Annotated in this window: 16 protein-coding genes; 13 read left to right on the top strand and 3 right to left on the bottom strand. The window is 62.9% G+C overall.

Going from position 1 to position 15,770, the window contains the following annotated elements; genetic code table 11:
- Positions 1-155 precede the first annotated feature (155 nt).
- The 3 genes from AC3YOG_RS00965 to AC3YOG_RS00955 all read left to right on the top strand — a co-directional run bounded on the left by AC3YOG_RS00965 (position 156) and on the right by AC3YOG_RS00955 (position 2,991).
- A complete protein-coding gene (locus tag AC3YOG_RS00965; protein ID WP_489933732.1) occupies positions 156-1,484 on the top strand; it encodes a hypothetical protein in 1,329 nt (442 codons plus the stop codon).
- Entirely contained in the window at positions 1,477-2,247 is a 771-nt protein-coding gene (locus AC3YOG_RS00960; protein WP_489933731.1) for an SDR family NAD(P)-dependent oxidoreductase, read from the top strand. Before AC3YOG_RS00965 ends, AC3YOG_RS00960 begins: the two co-directional genes overlap by 8 nt.
- A 78-nt stretch (positions 2,248-2,325) precedes the next feature.
- Complete coding sequence (locus AC3YOG_RS00955; RefSeq protein ID WP_489933730.1) at positions 2,326-2,991, top strand: YiaD family glycine zipper/OmpA-like lipoprotein; 666 nt, start codon at positions 2,326-2,328, stop codon at positions 2,989-2,991.
- 47 nt (positions 2,992-3,038) lie between these two features.
- Here the strand turns inward: AC3YOG_RS00955 and AC3YOG_RS00950 are convergent, their stop codons facing one another.
- Positions 3,039-3,338, bottom strand: coding sequence for a hypothetical protein (locus AC3YOG_RS00950; protein WP_489933729.1), 300 nt, complete (start codon positions 3,336-3,338; stop codon positions 3,039-3,041).
- A gap of 146 nt (positions 3,339-3,484) precedes the next feature.
- Here AC3YOG_RS00950 and AC3YOG_RS00945 point away from each other — a divergent pair, with 146 nt between their 5' ends.
- Positions 3,485-3,874, top strand: a complete 390-nt coding sequence (locus tag AC3YOG_RS00945; protein ID WP_489933728.1) for a PRC-barrel domain-containing protein — start codon at positions 3,485-3,487, stop codon at positions 3,872-3,874.
- Between the two features lie 37 nt (positions 3,875-3,911).
- On the opposite strand, the gene AC3YOG_RS00940 is transcribed toward AC3YOG_RS00945, so the two are convergent.
- Positions 3,912-4,112: a DUF2934 domain-containing protein gene (locus tag AC3YOG_RS00940; protein WP_489933727.1), complete on the bottom strand. Its 201-nt coding sequence runs from the start codon at positions 4,110-4,112 to the stop codon at positions 3,912-3,914.
- Between the two features lie 222 nt (positions 4,113-4,334).
- Here AC3YOG_RS00940 and AC3YOG_RS00935 point away from each other — a divergent pair, with 222 nt between their 5' ends.
- On the top strand, positions 4,335-6,083 hold the full coding sequence (locus AC3YOG_RS00935; protein ID WP_489933726.1) for an ABC transporter ATP-binding protein: 1,749 nt from the start codon (positions 4,335-4,337) through the stop codon (positions 6,081-6,083).
- Positions 6,084-6,276: 193 nt separating this feature from the next.
- Positions 6,277-8,583: an AAA family ATPase gene (locus tag AC3YOG_RS00930; protein ID WP_489933725.1), complete on the top strand. Its 2,307-nt coding sequence runs from the start codon at positions 6,277-6,279 to the stop codon at positions 8,581-8,583.
- Positions 8,584-8,610: 27 nt separating this feature from the next.
- Here the strand turns inward: AC3YOG_RS00930 and AC3YOG_RS00925 are convergent, their stop codons facing one another.
- A complete protein-coding gene (locus tag AC3YOG_RS00925) occupies positions 8,611-9,705 on the bottom strand; it encodes a nucleotidyltransferase family protein (RefSeq protein ID WP_489933724.1) in 1,095 nt (364 codons plus the stop codon).
- Between the two features lie 105 nt (positions 9,706-9,810).
- On the opposite strand from AC3YOG_RS00925, the gene AC3YOG_RS00920 reads away from it, so the two are divergent.
- From AC3YOG_RS00920 to AC3YOG_RS00890, 7 genes are all read left to right on the top strand, one after another.
- A complete protein-coding gene (locus tag AC3YOG_RS00920) occupies positions 9,811-10,017 on the top strand; it encodes a lasso RiPP family leader peptide-containing protein (RefSeq protein WP_489933723.1) in 207 nt (68 codons plus the stop codon).
- 63 nt (positions 10,018-10,080) lie between these two features.
- Positions 10,081-10,383: a PqqD family protein gene (locus AC3YOG_RS00915; protein WP_489890681.1), complete on the top strand. Its 303-nt coding sequence runs from the start codon at positions 10,081-10,083 to the stop codon at positions 10,381-10,383.
- Entirely contained in the window at positions 10,373-10,816 is a 444-nt protein-coding gene (locus AC3YOG_RS00910; protein WP_489933722.1) for a lasso peptide biosynthesis B2 protein, read from the top strand. Before AC3YOG_RS00915 ends, AC3YOG_RS00910 begins: the two co-directional genes overlap by 11 nt.
- Entirely contained in the window at positions 10,813-12,681 is a 1,869-nt protein-coding gene (locus tag AC3YOG_RS00905; protein WP_489933721.1) for an asparagine synthase-related protein, read from the top strand. The genes AC3YOG_RS00910 and AC3YOG_RS00905 overlap by 4 nt, the downstream gene beginning before the upstream one ends.
- Positions 12,678-13,634 carry a phosphoenolpyruvate carboxykinase (ATP) gene (locus tag AC3YOG_RS00900; RefSeq protein WP_489933720.1) on the top strand — a complete coding sequence of 319 codons (957 nt, stop codon included), beginning with the start codon at positions 12,678-12,680 and terminating at the stop codon, positions 13,632-13,634. Before AC3YOG_RS00905 ends, AC3YOG_RS00900 begins: the two co-directional genes overlap by 4 nt.
- Before the next feature lie 107 nt (positions 13,635-13,741).
- A complete protein-coding gene (locus tag AC3YOG_RS00895; RefSeq protein WP_489934534.1) occupies positions 13,742-14,974 on the top strand; it encodes a polysaccharide biosynthesis/export family protein in 1,233 nt (410 codons plus the stop codon).
- A complete protein-coding gene (locus AC3YOG_RS00890) occupies positions 14,971-15,768 on the top strand; it encodes a family 16 glycosylhydrolase (protein WP_489933719.1) in 798 nt (265 codons plus the stop codon). The genes AC3YOG_RS00895 and AC3YOG_RS00890 overlap by 4 nt, the downstream gene beginning before the upstream one ends.
- The last annotated feature ends 2 nt before the right edge of the window (positions 15,769-15,770 follow it).

Raw genomic sequence — 15,770 nt, 5'->3', positions numbered from 1 at the left:
GCGCACTTTGCTTGACCAAATATGAGCTTGGTCCCCCAATAATCCCGACAACTTATCGGGGGTTAACTGCGCAACAGCAGTGCAGTTGAAGCCTGCCTTGCGAGCGTTTACAACAACAGCAACAGCACCCGAACGGGTATTGGGGGGGAACAGGGGTGAGCGACTTTCCAGAAACGAGCGCCGCTGGCAAAGGCCCGGCAATGCTCGATTGGGCAGCGGCAGCGGTGCGCAAGGATCCGCAGGCGCTGTTCACCAATTTCCAGTGGTTCTTATACAACTCCAAGAACACTGTTTATTTCACGGCCTACTCCAAAACGGCCTTTACCAAGGAAAGCCTGGCCAACTTTGTTGCCGAAATGGTGTCACTGGCACCCCAGCTGACCCATGGCTTCAAGGGTGCCTTGCCCGGCCAGCCTTTTCCCCAGCACCTGTTGGACGCCATTACTTCGGTGATCGAGGTCGACAGCTTCGAGGGCTATCCCGACAAATGGCTGGGCAAGGGGCTCGATATTTTCGAGCGGCAGGACCTGCCGCTGTTTCGCGTTTATGCTGCCACGTTGCGCGGGGGCCCTGATGGGCAGGGCCATGCTTCCATGGTCCTGGTGCGATCGAGCCATGCGCTGCTGGAGGGACATGATTCGTCCCTGTTGACGCGTTCCCAATCCATTGCCCGCACCCCCGAAGCGGCCAAGCCAAAGCAGAAGCTGCCCTTCAAGCGCCGGATGGGTCTGGCCGTGGGTTCGGTGATGGGTGCCACGCTGCAGCTTTATTACGCCAACAAGAGCGATGTGCCAGTCAAGAACATCCAGTTCCGCTCGTTGGCTATGACCCGTAGCCGCATCCGCGCCCTTGCCAACCGCATCGGCGTACGCCAGCGCGCGCTGATGTTCGGGCTGATCACCCAGGCCCTCAATGTCGCCGAAAAGGGTCCCGAGGCCAAGGTCATCACCGCCGCCTATACCATGCTGGACAACTCCGAACGCAGCGAGGTCGATGACGACCAGTTCCGCGTCCGCGCCCTCATGGCCGGCTTTGCCGTAAAACCTGATTTCATCGACTATGTCCGTGGGATCGATGCGACCCTGAGTGAAATCGAAGCGCGCGATACAACGACCTACCAATTCATCCTGATGGGCATGTTCGCGCTGCATCGGCGCATTTCTCGTTTGCTGCCCTTTTTGTACGGCGACAAGTTCTTCCGCTTCAGCCGCACCACCGACGTGGTGCTGACCTTGGTGCCGCCGCACCGCATGTATGGCAACATGACTCGTGATCTGGTGGAGCCCGTTTATGTCGGCTCGTTCCACCCGAGCGCCAATCTCTGCACCTTTGTGCCCAATCGCCAATATATCACGCTGAACTTCGCCATGGAGCAGCGCTATATCGACCGGGTTGATGATATCGTGACGCTTCTCGAGACCACCGAGGCCCGCTCAATTCACCCGGCCCCAATTCCTGCAGAAAGCCATACCAGCCTTGACTGAATATAGCCGCTATCCAAGCCTTGCCGGCACTCCCGTCGTGATCTCTGGCGGTGCCTCGGGCATCGGCGAAAGCCTCGTGCGCAGTTTTGCCGCCCAAGGCGCCAAAGTCGGCTTTGTCGATATTGCACAAACCGCCGGCAACAGCCTTGCTGCCGAACTCGTGGCGGCCGGCCATCAGGTGCGCTTCACCCCTTGCGACGTCACCGATACCGCCGCCTACCAGGCCGCCATTGCGGGCTTTGCCGAAGCGCATGGCGATGCCTTGGTGCTGGTCAACAACGCCGCCCATGATCAGCGACACAACTGGAGCGAAGTGACCCCGCAATATTGGGACGATCGGATGGCGGTCAATCTCAAGCACAGCTTCTTTGCCATCCAGGCCGTCGCCCCCGGCATGCAGGCGGCCGGTCGCGGCTCGATCATCAACACCGGCTCGATCAGCTGGATGATCATGTCGCCCAACATTCCCGTCTACGAAACCGCCAAGGCCGCCACCCATGGCCTCACCCGCGCCATGGCGCGCGAACTGGGCAAGTCCGGCATCCGCGTCAATACCGTTGTGCCCGGCTGGGTGATGACCGAGCGCCAGCTCACCCACTGGATCGACCCGGCGGCCGAACAACTGATCGATGCCAGCCAGGCCCTTGCCGGCCGGGTGTATCCCGAAGACATCGCTCGCATGGTTTTGTTTCTCGCCAGCGAGGACAGCGCCATGATCTCGGCGCAACAATTCCTGGTCGATGGCGGCTGGGCCAATACCTGACAGGCTTTGTTCATTACCCGTTCACCATGATGACATAATCAGGGCGCACCGACGGCCAAATCCATCAGGGGTGACTCGATGAAGTCCAAGCTACTCGTTGCCGGCCTTGCCGCCCTGGCGCTCAGCGCCTGCTCCAGCATCAATCCATATACTGGCGAATCCCAGCTCTCCAACACCGCCGGCGGCGCCCTTCTGGGCACGGGCGGTGGCGCCATCACCGGCGCTCTTGTCGGCGCTGCCGTGGGCGGGGACCCACGCGTGGGCGCCCTGATCGGCGCCGGCGTGGGCGGTCTCGCCGGCGCTGCCATTGGCGATTACATGGACGACCAGGAAGCCGAACTGCGCGCCCAGCTGCAGGGCACCGGGGTTTCCGTGACCCGCGTTGGCCAGCAGATCATCCTCAACATGCCTTCCAACATCACCTTCGCCACCGACCAGGCGAGCGTGCAGCCCCAGTTCAACCAGACCCTGGTTTCTGTCGCGCTGGTGCTCAAGAAGTTCGACCAGACCATCGTCGACGTCTATGGCCACACGGACTCGCAGGGTGACGACAACTACAATCTGAGCCTGTCGCAGCGCCGTGCCGTAGCGGTTGCCACCATCCTGGCCAATCAGGGCATCGACCAGCGGCGCTTCTTCATCGAAGGCAAGGGCGAGTCCAGCCCGATCGCTTCCAACGCTACCGAATCCGGTCGCGCCCAGAACCGCCGCGTGGAAATCCAGATTTCCCCGATAAATCGCTGATCTTCTCTGGGGCGAGCGCGCTTAGGTGCGCTTGCCCCTTTGCTCGACTATGGCGTCGGCGCGACCGGTTCCACCACCGGCTCGGACACCGGCGAGCCCGGCTGCACATCAGTTCCTGGCGCCCCATTGAACAACTGCATCAGCAGCAGCATCGCAATCACCACTGCAAGCCCGATCAGCCCGTAAAGCCACCAATTGGTCGGCCCAGTGGCGCCCACCGTCGCTTCTCCTGGCGCGGCGACCTTGAGCGCCGAATCTTCGGGCACCACGATGGGCGAGCCATTTTCATCGATCAGCGTGTCCACCTCGGCCACGGTGGGGGTTGGCGGGTTGGGAACAGTCGCCATAGCTTTTCTCCCTTGATCCGGGCAGAGGCGCCCTTGTCTGCCAGAAGCAATGCGGGGAAGCGGCGGCGGTTCCTCCACCTCGCCCCGTCGGAACGGCGGCAGGGCAGGAGCCGTTGTACCTGCCAGTCGCGATAGGGGAGCAGGCAATGGCTTATGAACAAGCTTCCGGACAGGACGTCTATGTCAAGGAAACCCACGACCTGATCGGTTCAGACAAGGTCGAAGGCACCAAGGTGTTTGATCGGTCCGGCGAGCATATTGGCTCGATCGAGCGGGTCATGCTGGAAAAGCGCAGCGGCAAGGTCAGCTATGCCGTGCTCAAGTTCGGCGGCTTTCTCGGGATCGGCGACGAGCACTACCCACTGCCCTGGTCCAAGCTCGACTATGATGAAGCGCTGGGTGGCTATCGCGTGGATATCACGCGCGAGCAGATGGAAGGGGCGCCCCGCTACGACCGCGACGATGACGCTTATTGGAGCGCCGACAACGGCTTGCGGCTCTACGAATATTACGGGGTGCCGCCCTACTGGATCTGAATGAAAGGCCGGCAAGCAAGCGCTGCCAGCCTGAACCTCAGGCGGCCTTTTTGGCCCGTGCCGTGCGTGGCTTGGCTGCAGCCGCCTTCTTGGCCGCCGACGACTTGGATGTCGGGGCGGGCTTGACCGTGCGCGCCAGCTCTTCGGCTGCGGCAAACCAGAACCTTTGGTCCTGACCCTGCGGCCGCCCGGCCGCTTCCCAGAGTGCGTAAGCCCGATCCTGGATCTGATTGTGCATAGATTGCTCCTTGCAAGATGCTGTCGGCTCAGACTGGCCAAGCAGGGTTAAGGCCCGGTGAACGTCCATCCAGTCGTGATGTCCCGCAGCCAGTATTAGTCCCGGCTTGACCCCTTACTGCCTCCGCTATCTCAATGCCTGCAGCCTCCTGGAGGTCGGCGCAGGTCCATGATCAGGAACGGGTGGGGGCAAGGTGTGAAGCGCAGTCGCAGCAAGGCTGCCGTGGCAAAGCTGCAACCGCTGCGCCGCCTGCTCCCCTATCTGCTGCGCTATCCAGTTCGTCTGGCGCTGACGCTCGGCTTTCTGGTTCTGTCGACAGTATCGTCCTTGTTCATCCCCCTGTTGTTCGGGCGCATGATCGACAGCGGCTTTGTCGCTGGCGACCTCGGCACGATCGGCCAGCATGCCTGGCTGATCGGTCTGTTCGGAGCCGCCGCCGCGCTCGCCAACGGCGTCCGCTTTTACCACATCGCCTTTATCGGCGAGCGCATCGTCGCCGATATCCGCCGCTCCGTTTTCGCCCATCTGCTGAGCCTCGATCCCGCGTTCTTCGACCGCCACCGCGTCGGTGACCTGGCTTCCCGGCTCAATGGCGATGTGTCCACCATCAAGGCCGCGATCACTGCCACACTCTCGACGGCGCTGCGGGCCCTGGTCACCATGGCCGGCGCCTTCGTCTTCATGGTGACGACCAACGTTATCCTGACCTTGGCGGTGATCCTCGCGGCGCCCTTCATCATGCTGCCGCTGCTGCTTATGGCGCGGCGCCTGCGGAGCATGTCTCGCCGTAGCCAGGACGCACTGGCAGAGCTCGCGGCCCGCTCCACCGAAGTGCTGAGCGCCGCCCGAACGGTAAAATCCTTTACCCGTGAGCCCGAAGAGGTCTCCCGCTACGAGGCGATCGGCGAAGGCAGCTTCCGCTCCGAGATCGGTCGCCTCAAATCACGCGCGATGATGATATCGCTGCTGATGCTGCTCTCCAGCACCGCGATGATCTTCGTGATCTGGTGGGGCGCCCAGGCCGTGTTTCATGGCTGGGCAAGCACGGGCGAGCTGACCCAGTTCTTGCTTTATGCCTGGATAAGCGCGGGGTCCTTGGCGACCCTCTCGGAAGTTCTGGGCTCGCTGCATGTGGTTGCCGGCTCAACTGAGCGCGTCGTTGAAATTCTCGATACGCCCGCAACGATCGCGTCTCCACCGGCGCCCGAGGCGTTCCCGGCCAACGGCGCCAGCGTGCTGGCCTTTCGCAGTGTCACTTTCCGCTATGATCCAGCCGATCCCGAACCAGTTCTTGATCGCCTGAGCTTTGAGGCAGCAAGCGGCAAGACCCTGGCCCTAATCGGCTCCTCGGGGGCGGGCAAATCAACGATCTTTTCGCTGCTGCAGCGGTTCTATGACGTGGAAAGCGGCGCCATTCTCGTGGATGGAGTGGATGTGCGCCGGGCGGACCTGCAGCAGTTGCGCCGCCGCATTGCGGTGGTAGAGCAGGAACCCACGATCTTCTCCGGCACCGTCGAGGATAATGTCCGCTTTGGCGACACGCAGGCCAGTCGCGACGCCGTGGTGGCGGCTTGCGAAATGGCGCTGGCCGACGAATTCATCGCCCAGATGCCGCTGGGTTATGCGACCCGGATCGGCGAGCGTGGCGTGACCCTCTCGGGCGGGCAGCGCCAGCGCCTCGCCATTGCCCGCGCTATTCTGAAGAACGCGCCTATCCTCTTGCTCGATGAAGCCACCAGCGCCCTCGATTCCACCAGCGAGCGGCTGGTGCAGACCGCTCTCGCGCGGCTGCGTAGCGGTCGCACGACCCTGGTCATTGCGCATCGGCTCGCCACTATCCGCAAGGCCGACACCATCCTCGTCATCAATCGGGGCCGCATTGTCGAACAAGGATCCCATGACGAGCTGATGCGCCGAAACGGCGCCTACGCTGACCTCGCGCGCCTGCAGTTCAGCGTGGAAGTGGCGTGAAGCTCGGCGCCCGGCGGCAGGGCTTCTAAGTAATCTACCTAATTCTGCCGCAACAGACCGCGCCCGCCATTGGCGCTACAACAGTCCTGCTCGAGATCACCAGCGCAGGAGCCCGGCCATTTTGAAGGATACTGAACCCAGTAGCTACTGGTCTGCCGGATCCATGCGCCACCGGCATCATGAACCGCTCAGTATGAGCCGCCGCGCTGGCCTCGACGACGAACTGGCCTCCGATATCCGCTTGATCGATGTCGGCAAGATCCTCACCGCTCTGCGTCGCCAATTGCCAGTCTTGCTGGCCGGGGCGCTGCTCGGCGCTTGCTTCGGCATTGGCTATCTGCTGCTCGCGCCGCGCAGCTATGTTTCCTTTGGCCAAATCCTGATCGATCCACGGGTCGGTGCCGTCATCAATGACGAAGAAACCGCCTTCTCCTTGGCTAGCGGCGAAACCGACATCCTCAACCAGCTCGAAGTGCTGCGATCCACCCGGCTCGCCGGGGAAGTGGCCCGCAGCGAAAATCTGGGCTCCGACGAAACCTTCCTCAACCCGCCCCCGTCTTTTACCGGCCGCGTCCGCGGCATGATCAGCGATCTCGTTGGCATGCTGCTCAACCGGCCACCGGTGGAACCGGAGCGGCTCACCGAATTGCCCGACGACACGGTCGCGGCCCTCTTGCGCCGCAATGTCCTCGTGGAGCGGCTGGGCCGCAGCTATGTGATCGGCCTGGGCTATCGCTCCCCCGATCCGGACTTGGCGTACCGGATCGCCACCGCTTATGCCCAGGCTTTCGTGCAGGACCAGCTCAACACCAATCTCGATGCTTCGCAAACGGCCGCCGACTGGCTGCAGCAGCGCCTGACGGAGTTGAGCGTCAGCCAGCAGGAAGCGAGCCGCACCGTCGAGGAGTTTCGTCGCAGCGCCGACCTTTCCCTCGCCGATAGCGACAATCTCGTCACCCAGCGCTCCGAAACGCTAACCCAACAACTGGTCTTGGCTCAGGCCAATACCGCGCAGATGCGGGCCCAGGCAGAGCAACTGCAAGTAACTCTGGCAGGTGGTCCTGAAGGGCTGGCCGGCCAGTCGCGAGTGCTATCCGACGGCAGCCATGATGCCGGCAATGTCGCAGAGCTGCTCAGCCGCCAGAACACTATCACGGCCCGGATCGCCGAGATCACCAGCAATTTCGGACTCGATCATCCCCAGATCGCTGCCCTCGAGACTGAGCTCAATTCGGTGAGGAACGAGATTTTTAATCGGCTGCGTGACAGGCTCGACTATTATCGTGACCAGGTCGCGGTTGCCGAACGACGCGAGGCGGAGCTGCGTAACAATCTGGCGGCGGAAAGCGCGCTGGCTTCGCAGTCCAACCAGGATCGCGTGCAGCTCAACGAATTGCAGCAACGCGCCGAAGCTCTCAATCTCTTGTATAATTCTTTCCTGTCCCGCTACGAAGAACTTCTGCAGCGCCAGTCATTTCCGATTCCGACGGCCCGCATCATCAGCCCTGCCGAAGTGCCATTAGCTGCCTCCAGTCCCAACCTGCTGTTCTCGCTGGTCGGCGCGACCATGGGGGGCCTGTTCATCGGCGCGCTGCTCGCCTTTCTGCGCGAAATCCGGGACCGCTCCTTCCGCATCGGCGAACAAATCACCAGCGAACTCGGGCTAAGGTTTGTTGGCTATCTGCCCTGTCTGCGTGGGCGGCGCAGCAAGGCGGGTAAGGGCCAGGCGGGCACGAGGTTCAAGGGGGCCTCTGTTTACCGCACCGCTCACCAATTGATCCTCCGCCAGAAGCCGTCCGCACCTACTTCCGCCTTTGCCGAAACTCTGCGTTCGGGCAAGCTGGCGCTGGATGCGGCAGCCCCGAACAACGAGGATAGCAGGGTCGTCGGCATTGTTTCCGCGCTCCCGGGGGAAGGGAAAACCACGGTCGCGATAGCCTTTGCTGAAATGCTCGCCGTCGGCGGCGCAAGGGTCATGCTGCTGGACGCCGACCTTCGGCATCAGGGCGCGAGCAGGCTCCTCGCGCCAGGAGCACGTCCAGGCTTGCTCCAGATCGCTGAAGGCGCGGACTGGCGTAGTCTGACCTGCATCGAGGACGCAACTGGCCTGACGGTGCTTCCAGCAGGGGGCGTCGGTGCTAATGCCAAGAACCGGGATTTCTTAGGTTCAACCGCCATGCAGGAACTCATAAGTGAGCTACGGCGGGAGTTTGATTATGTGGTCATCGACCTGCCGCCCTTGGCGCCGGTGGTTGACGCCAACGTCGTCCTGCCCTGGACCGATGCCTTCCTGCTGGTGGTGCAGTGGGGCAAGACCCCGCGCCGACTGGTGCGTTCGTTGCTCGAGAAGGACCCGGTGCTGGCCGCCCATATTCAGGGCGCGCTACTCAACAAGGTCAACTTTGCAGATCTACCCAGCTTCAGTGCGCCAGATGGGTCGGAACGGTATCTCAGCACCTTCAAGAACTATTACCGTGAGCCAGCGCGGGGTAAAGCGTAGGCCGGTTTGGCCAATGCTGCCAAAGCGTTAGTTCTGCTCCGGCAGACGCCGACCTTCAAACAGGCGCAATGCCGCTTCCGATGCGAGAGCCCTGGCCACCTCCTTGGCGTATTGCGTCCGCTGACCGAGGCACAGCTCCCACAGCACGTCCCGGCGCATGGGCCAGACCAGCTCAGGGTCATCCGGGGTAAGGATCATGCGGGTCAGCGTCTTGTCGGAGACGTTCGCCAGGACGGGTGGTCCTCGGTCAAGTGGTTGATTATCATTGGCAAAAAGCGCCGTTACGGCGCGTAGCGCTAGGAGCGCCGTGCCGCCCAGACCCTGGTCGGCGGCCGTGGCGAGGAACCGGGCAGGGGCCGCTAGATCGTCCTGCAACAGCACGAAAAGATCGCATACATGAGCGGCGGTGGCTTCGCGGTTGTAAAGCCCCTTGGCGATGCTGATGGCTGAGATCAGAGGAATCTTGTGCCGGGAAAGGCAGGGGAGCTGCGTTCCTGAGAACTCGATTTGATCAATCATTTCAAGATATTGACTGGTGCGTCGAGGGGCGGGGGAGCCGGGTTGTTGGAGGCGGTAGTGCAGGTCGATGGTAGTGGGAAAGGCTCCGGTCTTGACCAGATGCTCTTCGCCAAGGAACAGGCGCCACCAGAGCGAGGTGGAAGCTGATCTATAGTTTAATGCTTCCAATGACTTGGCTGCGGCGCGATGATGGCGGCGGGGGAGCAGCACGTCGATATCCGCAACCGGGCGGGTGAAAAAATCACCGTGAACCAGGCGCTGCTGCAGCGGCCCCTTCATGTAGATGAACGGAGTCTGAACGGCTTCGAGCGTGGCAAAAACCGCTAGGCTTTCGCGTAGCAGCGTCGAGTTGATCTGGAAGGTCCTGAACTTGTAGGCGGCAACGGCGGCCTGCTCGCTCGGGCTCAATCGGTGGCGGAGCGGCTCGCTGATGTAAAGCAGGATCTTGTTGGCGATGGCGATGCGCAAGACTCCGCTGCAATCGCCGGCATGACCGGGCGCGGGACCATCTGGTGCGCCAGGGGCAAAGTGCTGGCGCAGCGCGTGGACCACGGTTTGTAGCTCGGCGCGAATTGGCGGGCCCCGCTGGATAGCTGACAGCAAGTAGATAACTGTTGTTTGCCCGCGAGAGAACTCGAATCAACGCCAATCTTCCATATACGTGTCTCTACCTAGTAGTTAATAACGCGTTGACTTGTTGTGACCCAAATGAGCAGGATCAGTTGTGTTGCAGCAAGCGCGCACAAAGTTCAACTGTTCTGGCTGGAGATTGACATGACGAAACTCACTTATACTGTGCCGCGGCTGGTCCGCCACGGGTCTGTTGAAGCCGTGACCAAGGGTGCATCTACGGGTAGCGCACTGGACGCGACTTTTCCCACAGGCACCCCTTTTGGCGACCTTACCTTCTCGTAAACGCGTATTCGCTGCTGGGTCGTCGCATTCGGCAGCGAACATTGCCCTTGGCAGGAGCGGGGTTTGACCCAAGAGCTGAACCAGGCCGCCAGCGGCACCCTGACCTTCCGTGCCGTTAACGGCGATGCTGTGCTGACCACGGCACTGGGGGACGGCCTTGCGCTGCTGGATCTGAGAGCCAACGAATATTTCACGCTCAACGGCGTGGGAGCGCTGCTGTGGCGCCGGTTGCAGGCGCCGCAAAGCAAGGCTGAACTGATCCAGGCGGTGCAGGCCGAATACGACGTCGATGCGGCGAGCTGTGCCGGGGATGTCGATCTGATGTTGGATGACCTGATTGCAGCCAAGCTTGTGGATGTTCGCTAGATCACTGCTGTTCCGCTTGCGACGGTTGCGCGCTGCGGACTACCGTCTGCTGGCGGAGGCCATTATCCTGCTGGTCCAAGTTCGCCTTGGTCTCAGCTTTTCCTCGTTGCAACAGTTGCAGCACCAGTTTCTTGGGCTTGATCGGCAAGGGTCAGCGGCGGGGGCGGATGTGCCGCGCATCGCCCGGGTCGTTCGCAACGCGGCGCGACTCGTTCCCGGAGCCAGTTGCCTCACCCAAGGGCTGGCCTACCAGATCCTGCTGCACCGGCGCGGCGTTCCTTCCGAACTCAAGATCGGCGTCCGGCACAACGAGCGGGGCGAATTTGCCGCCCATGCCTGGGTCAGCGTCGCCGGGCAGGTGCAGCTCGGGGGTTCGCGGCAGCAAGTCGCCGCTTTCGTCCCAATCGCACAATTCGGTGCTGGCAGAAAATGAGCGGCATTGCTGGCCTCCTGCTGGCCGAGCATAGCCGGGTAGCACGTCCCGAGTGGCTGGATCGCCAAAGCCGAGCCTTGCATATGCGCGGGCCCGACGGGCAGGGGAGTTGGAGCGGGGGTCGGGTTTATCTAAGGCACGCACATCGCCACAGCACGGGCTTTGTTGAAAGCAACTTCGCGGCGGCCGAGACGGGGATCGTCGGGCTTGCCGATATCCGGCTCGACAACCGGGCGGAACTTGCTGACCTGCTTGGTGCCGATGAGCGCAGCGCCAGCGATATTGCGCTGGTTACCCTGGCTTATCTGCGCTGGGGCCCCGATTGCTGCAGCCGCCTGCTTGGGGATTTCGCCTTCGCCCTTTGGGACGAGGGGTCACAGACCCTGTTCTGTGCGCGAGACCAGTGGGGTGTGAAGCCGCTGTTTTACGCGCAAAGTGGCGCCGGGCTTTCCTTCGGTTCTGATCCTGGAGCCCTGATTTGCGACGACGACGGGGTCAACGAGCATCGCGTCGCCAGCTTCATTGCCGGTTTTGTGGATGATCCCGCCGCCACCGCCTTGAGCCAGGTCCGGCGCCTGCTGCCCGGCCATTGGCTGCAGCTCAAGGACGGCGAACTGGTGACGCGGCGCTATTGGAGAGCGCAGGCAGCTCCCGACGCAAGTCTTTCACCTCCTGAAGCGGTCCGCGACCTGTTGCAGCAAGCCGTCCGGGCTCGGCTGCGCGGCGCGCCGGCGATCGGGGCCATGTTGAGCGGCGGCCTCGATTCATCTTCGGTCGTGGCGACTGCGGCACGCCTGCGCCCGGGCGCCAGCCTGCACACCCTGTCGTTCGACTATCCCGCCACGCCCGAGCTCAGCGAGCGCCGCTACGTCGATGCCGTGCTCGCCGCTTATCCGCTCCAGCCCAGTTTTGTTCCCTTCGACGATCTGGCGCCCTTGCAGGGGGTTTCCCAACTGGCGCTTCGTGATGCGGATCTGCTGTTTGCCCCAGGCACGGGCAAGATGCTGCGCTTGTTCAAAACCGCAAAGGAACTGGGCGCCACCGTGCTGCTGGACGGCCATGGTGGCGACGAGGTGATCTCCCATGGTTATGGCCGGCTGGCGGAACTGGCGCAGGCGGGTCGGTGGGGTGCACTCTATGGTGAGTTGCGTGGCGTTGCGGCGACGTTCAACGATAGTCCCAGTCGCGTGTTCCTGCGCTATTTTGCGGCTTATGGGCCGGGGCGCCGGCTGGCGGGGAGGGCGCAGAGGCTTTGGTCGGCATTGCGGCCGCCCGAGACCGGCGCCGTGGGGCCCACCGCCTTTGTCGCGGCCGACTTGGCGAAGCGCAGCTGCCTTGCCGATCGCTATGCCGAGTGGCGGCAGGCGCTGCGGACCGCCCATGCGGATGAGGACAGCCTGCACCGCTGGAACGTGTCGTCGCCTGCGGTGGGGCAAAGTTTTGAGGCGCTGGATCGCGCCGCCACGCTTGCCGGGGTGGAACTGCGCTTTCCCTTCTTTGACCGCAGCCTAGTGTGCTACGCGCTGAGCCTGCCATCGAGCGAAATCCTGCGCGATGGGTGGTCGCGCAGCGTGCTGCGCCGCGCCATGCAGGACATCCTGCCGCCGCAGGTGCAGTGGCGGCGTGACAAGACCGATTTCAGCTCCGAACTGCGGCTTGGCCTCGTCAAGCATCATGGAGGGGAGCTCGACGCGTTGGACGGCGACAGCTTCGGGGTTAGCCTGTTCCTGAACATGGACCAAGTGCGGTCGACTATTGCGCGCCTCCGTGCCGACCCGCTTCGGCTCGACGCTGGTGAGCTTTTCGGGCTGTGGCGCGCATTGTTCCTTTCGCTTTGGCTGCAGAACCGGGCGGCTACCTCATGAGCGGATCTGCTCTCGAGCCGGGCTTTCGCTATCGCCTGTTTGGACTGACGGTGTTGTCCGAGATCGAGATGCCGCAACTGCCCGCTGCGCCGGTCGGCAGGGTCGACCTCACGATCAGCCGGACCGCGATAGATCATCCGAGGCGTCGCGAGCCCGGTGTGGTGGCCGAGTTCGGGCCGGCAATGCAGTACCTGGCTTGGGAAACGGTCGGTGCGTTTCGCATCCGCAGGGCCGACCTGATCGAGGTCGATCCCAATGCGGGGGTAAGCGATGCCCTGGTGGCATTGCCGCTTTTGGGTTCGGTGATGGCAACGCTGCTGCATCGGCGCGGCCTGCTGGTGCTGCATGCCAGCGCCGCCACGCTCGGTGGGTACGGCATTGCCTTGCTGGGCGACAAGGGCGCCGGCAAGTCAACCACCGCCGCAGCCCTGGTCGCCGCCGGCTATGCGCTGCTTTCCGATGATGTGGTGGCGCTGGCCTTTACCGGCGGCAACCGGATCGAAATCCTGCCAGCCTACGGCCAACTCAAGCTTTGGGATGAAGCCGTTGCAGGCCTGGCACCACTACCCTTGCGTGAGGGGGGCCAGCTACACCCGGCGATTGCCAAGTCGCAATATGGCCTTGCGACAGGATTCTCGGCCGAAGCAGCGCCGCTCAGCCGCCTTTATGTGCTCGGGCGCGGTGACACGGCGGGGGTGACGATGGTGGAGCCCGGCGAAGGGCTCGCGGCGCTGCTGCGCTACGCTTACATGGCGCGCTTTGGCGAAGCAGGGTTTGGTCCCAGCATGGCGTCCTATTTCGGGCGCGCTGCCGCCCTCGCCAGCGCTGGCAAGGTGCGCATGCTGCAGGTTCCCGAGGGCGTGCAGCGCATCGGGCAAGCAATTGCTGCACTGGAGCATGATCTGTATCTTAGACCTGGGGGTGAGCTGCGCGCTAATATTGGCGCGATGTAAGTATAAGCCCGGTGCTGTGCTCCATCGGTGCTTCTGATAGGCCAGATTGGTGTTGCAACAATGAGGCGCGCTGCTGTGGCGACAAGGAAATTATTCCGGTGACGACCATGCCGCTGAACAGCCGCAGCTTTGCTCGAACGGCGCTGCTTGCCGCTGTTTTGGCGCTGACGAGCTCGGTGCAGGCCAAGGCCGGCGATTATCGGCTTAGTGTCTCGGATCGCATTGCCATCAAGGTGGTGGAGTGGTTGCCCAGCGCCGGCGAATTCCGGGAATGGACCGCGCTCGCCGGAGAAGCGTCCATCGGCCCCAATGGCTCGGTGCCGGTGCCGTTTCTGGGCGAGGCTGCGGCGGCGGGAAAGTCGCCGGCCGAACTGGGCGGGGAGATCAGCAAGGGGCTGCAGCAGGTTTTCGGGCTCAATATCGCGCCCGATGTCACCGTCGGGATCATCGCCTATGCCCCGGTCTTTGTGACCGGCGATGTGCAGGCGCCGGGGCAGTTTCCCTTCACCCCAGGGCTCAATGTCATCAAGGCGGTAAGCCTGGCAGGCGGCGAGCGCATTTCTACCGACGCCCTGCTGCGGGGTGAACGGGACCTGATCAGCGCCAGTGGCAGCGCGGAAGTGGCCCGCGGTAAGCTGCAGCGCCTGCTGGCGCGGCGCGCGCGCCTCACCGCCGAACTGGATGGGGAAAGCCAGGTGCCGGTCCCGTCCGAACTGAGCGCGGTGGCGGATGGGGCCGCCGTGGTGGCGGTAGAGCAGGCGATCCTACGCGCCAATGCCAGCCGGGCGCAAGCGCAGGCGGCATCGCTGCGCGAGTTGATCAACCTGCTCAATCGCGAGCTGACAACGCTGGCGCAAAAGCAGGCGACGGTGGAGCGGCAACTCGAGATTGCCCGCCGTGAGCTGGGCAATATCAAGTCGCTGGCCAGTGATGGCCTTGCCGCCAATACGCGGGTGTCCGCCATTGAGCAGAATGTGGCGGAACTCGAAACCCGGCTGCTCGATATTGGCACCGCCATTCTGCGCGCCCAGCAAAGCATCAGCGATACCGACCGAAACCTTGCCGCGCTTGACAATGATCGCACGGCCGAGCTCACGGCTGAGCTGCAGCAGGTGGATGGGCAAATCGACGAGCTCAATGTGCAGCTTAATACCCAGCAAGCGCTGATCACGGACGCCATAATTTTGGGCGCCGCGCTGCAGGCCGAAGGGGATGAGCTGGTCGCTTATAGCTATTCCATTGTTCGGGCCGGCAGCGAAACCGCGGGCACCGAAACCAGTGAACTGCAGCCCGGCGACGTGATCCGGGTCACCCGCTCCATCAGGGTTGCGAGCCCATGACGCATCAATTCGGAGGTGGCACCATGCTTGCCCAAACGCTGACGGTGATGTTGCTGGCCTCCTGTTTTGCCCTTGGCGGCGTTCACGCCGAGGAGCGCGAGCTGGGCGGGAGCTTTTTCGATGATTTCGACAGGCTGGACCCTGAGCGCTGGTTCGCCTCCGATGGCTGGAGCAATGGCAATCACCAAAGCTGCGGCTGGTCCAAGAACGAGATCGCGGTAACCGGGGGCGTGCTGCAGGTGGGGTTTTCCCGCAATCCGGCCGCCAACCGGCTCTATCGCTGCGGGGAACTGCAAAGCCATGCCCGGTTCAGCTATGGCACATATGAAGCCCGGCTCAAGACCCCGCCGGAGGCGCCGGGGCTGAACGCGGCCTTTTTTACCTATGGCGGCCCGCCCGTCGGCGAGGTGCATGACGAGATCGACTTCGAGATCCTGCTCAAGGACCCCGCGCGGGTGCAGGCCGGTGGCTATGTCGGTGGCAAGGGCGTGGAACTGGCCACCCCGCTGCTGCCGCAGCCGGGCGACAAGGCGTTTATCGATTATGCCTTTGTCTGGGAGCCAGGGCGGGTGCGCTATTTCGTCAATGGGGCGCTGGTGCATGAATTGGGGGAGCCGGCGCCGACCCCCGAGCATCAGCAAAAGCTTTATTTCAGCCTGTGGTCCACCGAAACGCTGAGCGACTGGATGGGCAAGTTCCAGGACCCAGGCGCGCCCCTGACCATGGACGTGGACTGGGTTGGCTATACGGCCCCTGGGGAGCGCTGCTTGTTCCCCCAATCGATCACCTGCTAAGG

This window comes from Devosia sp. Z6_126 (assembly GCF_058133495.1).
This window is presented reverse-complemented; position numbering and strand designations above follow the sequence as displayed.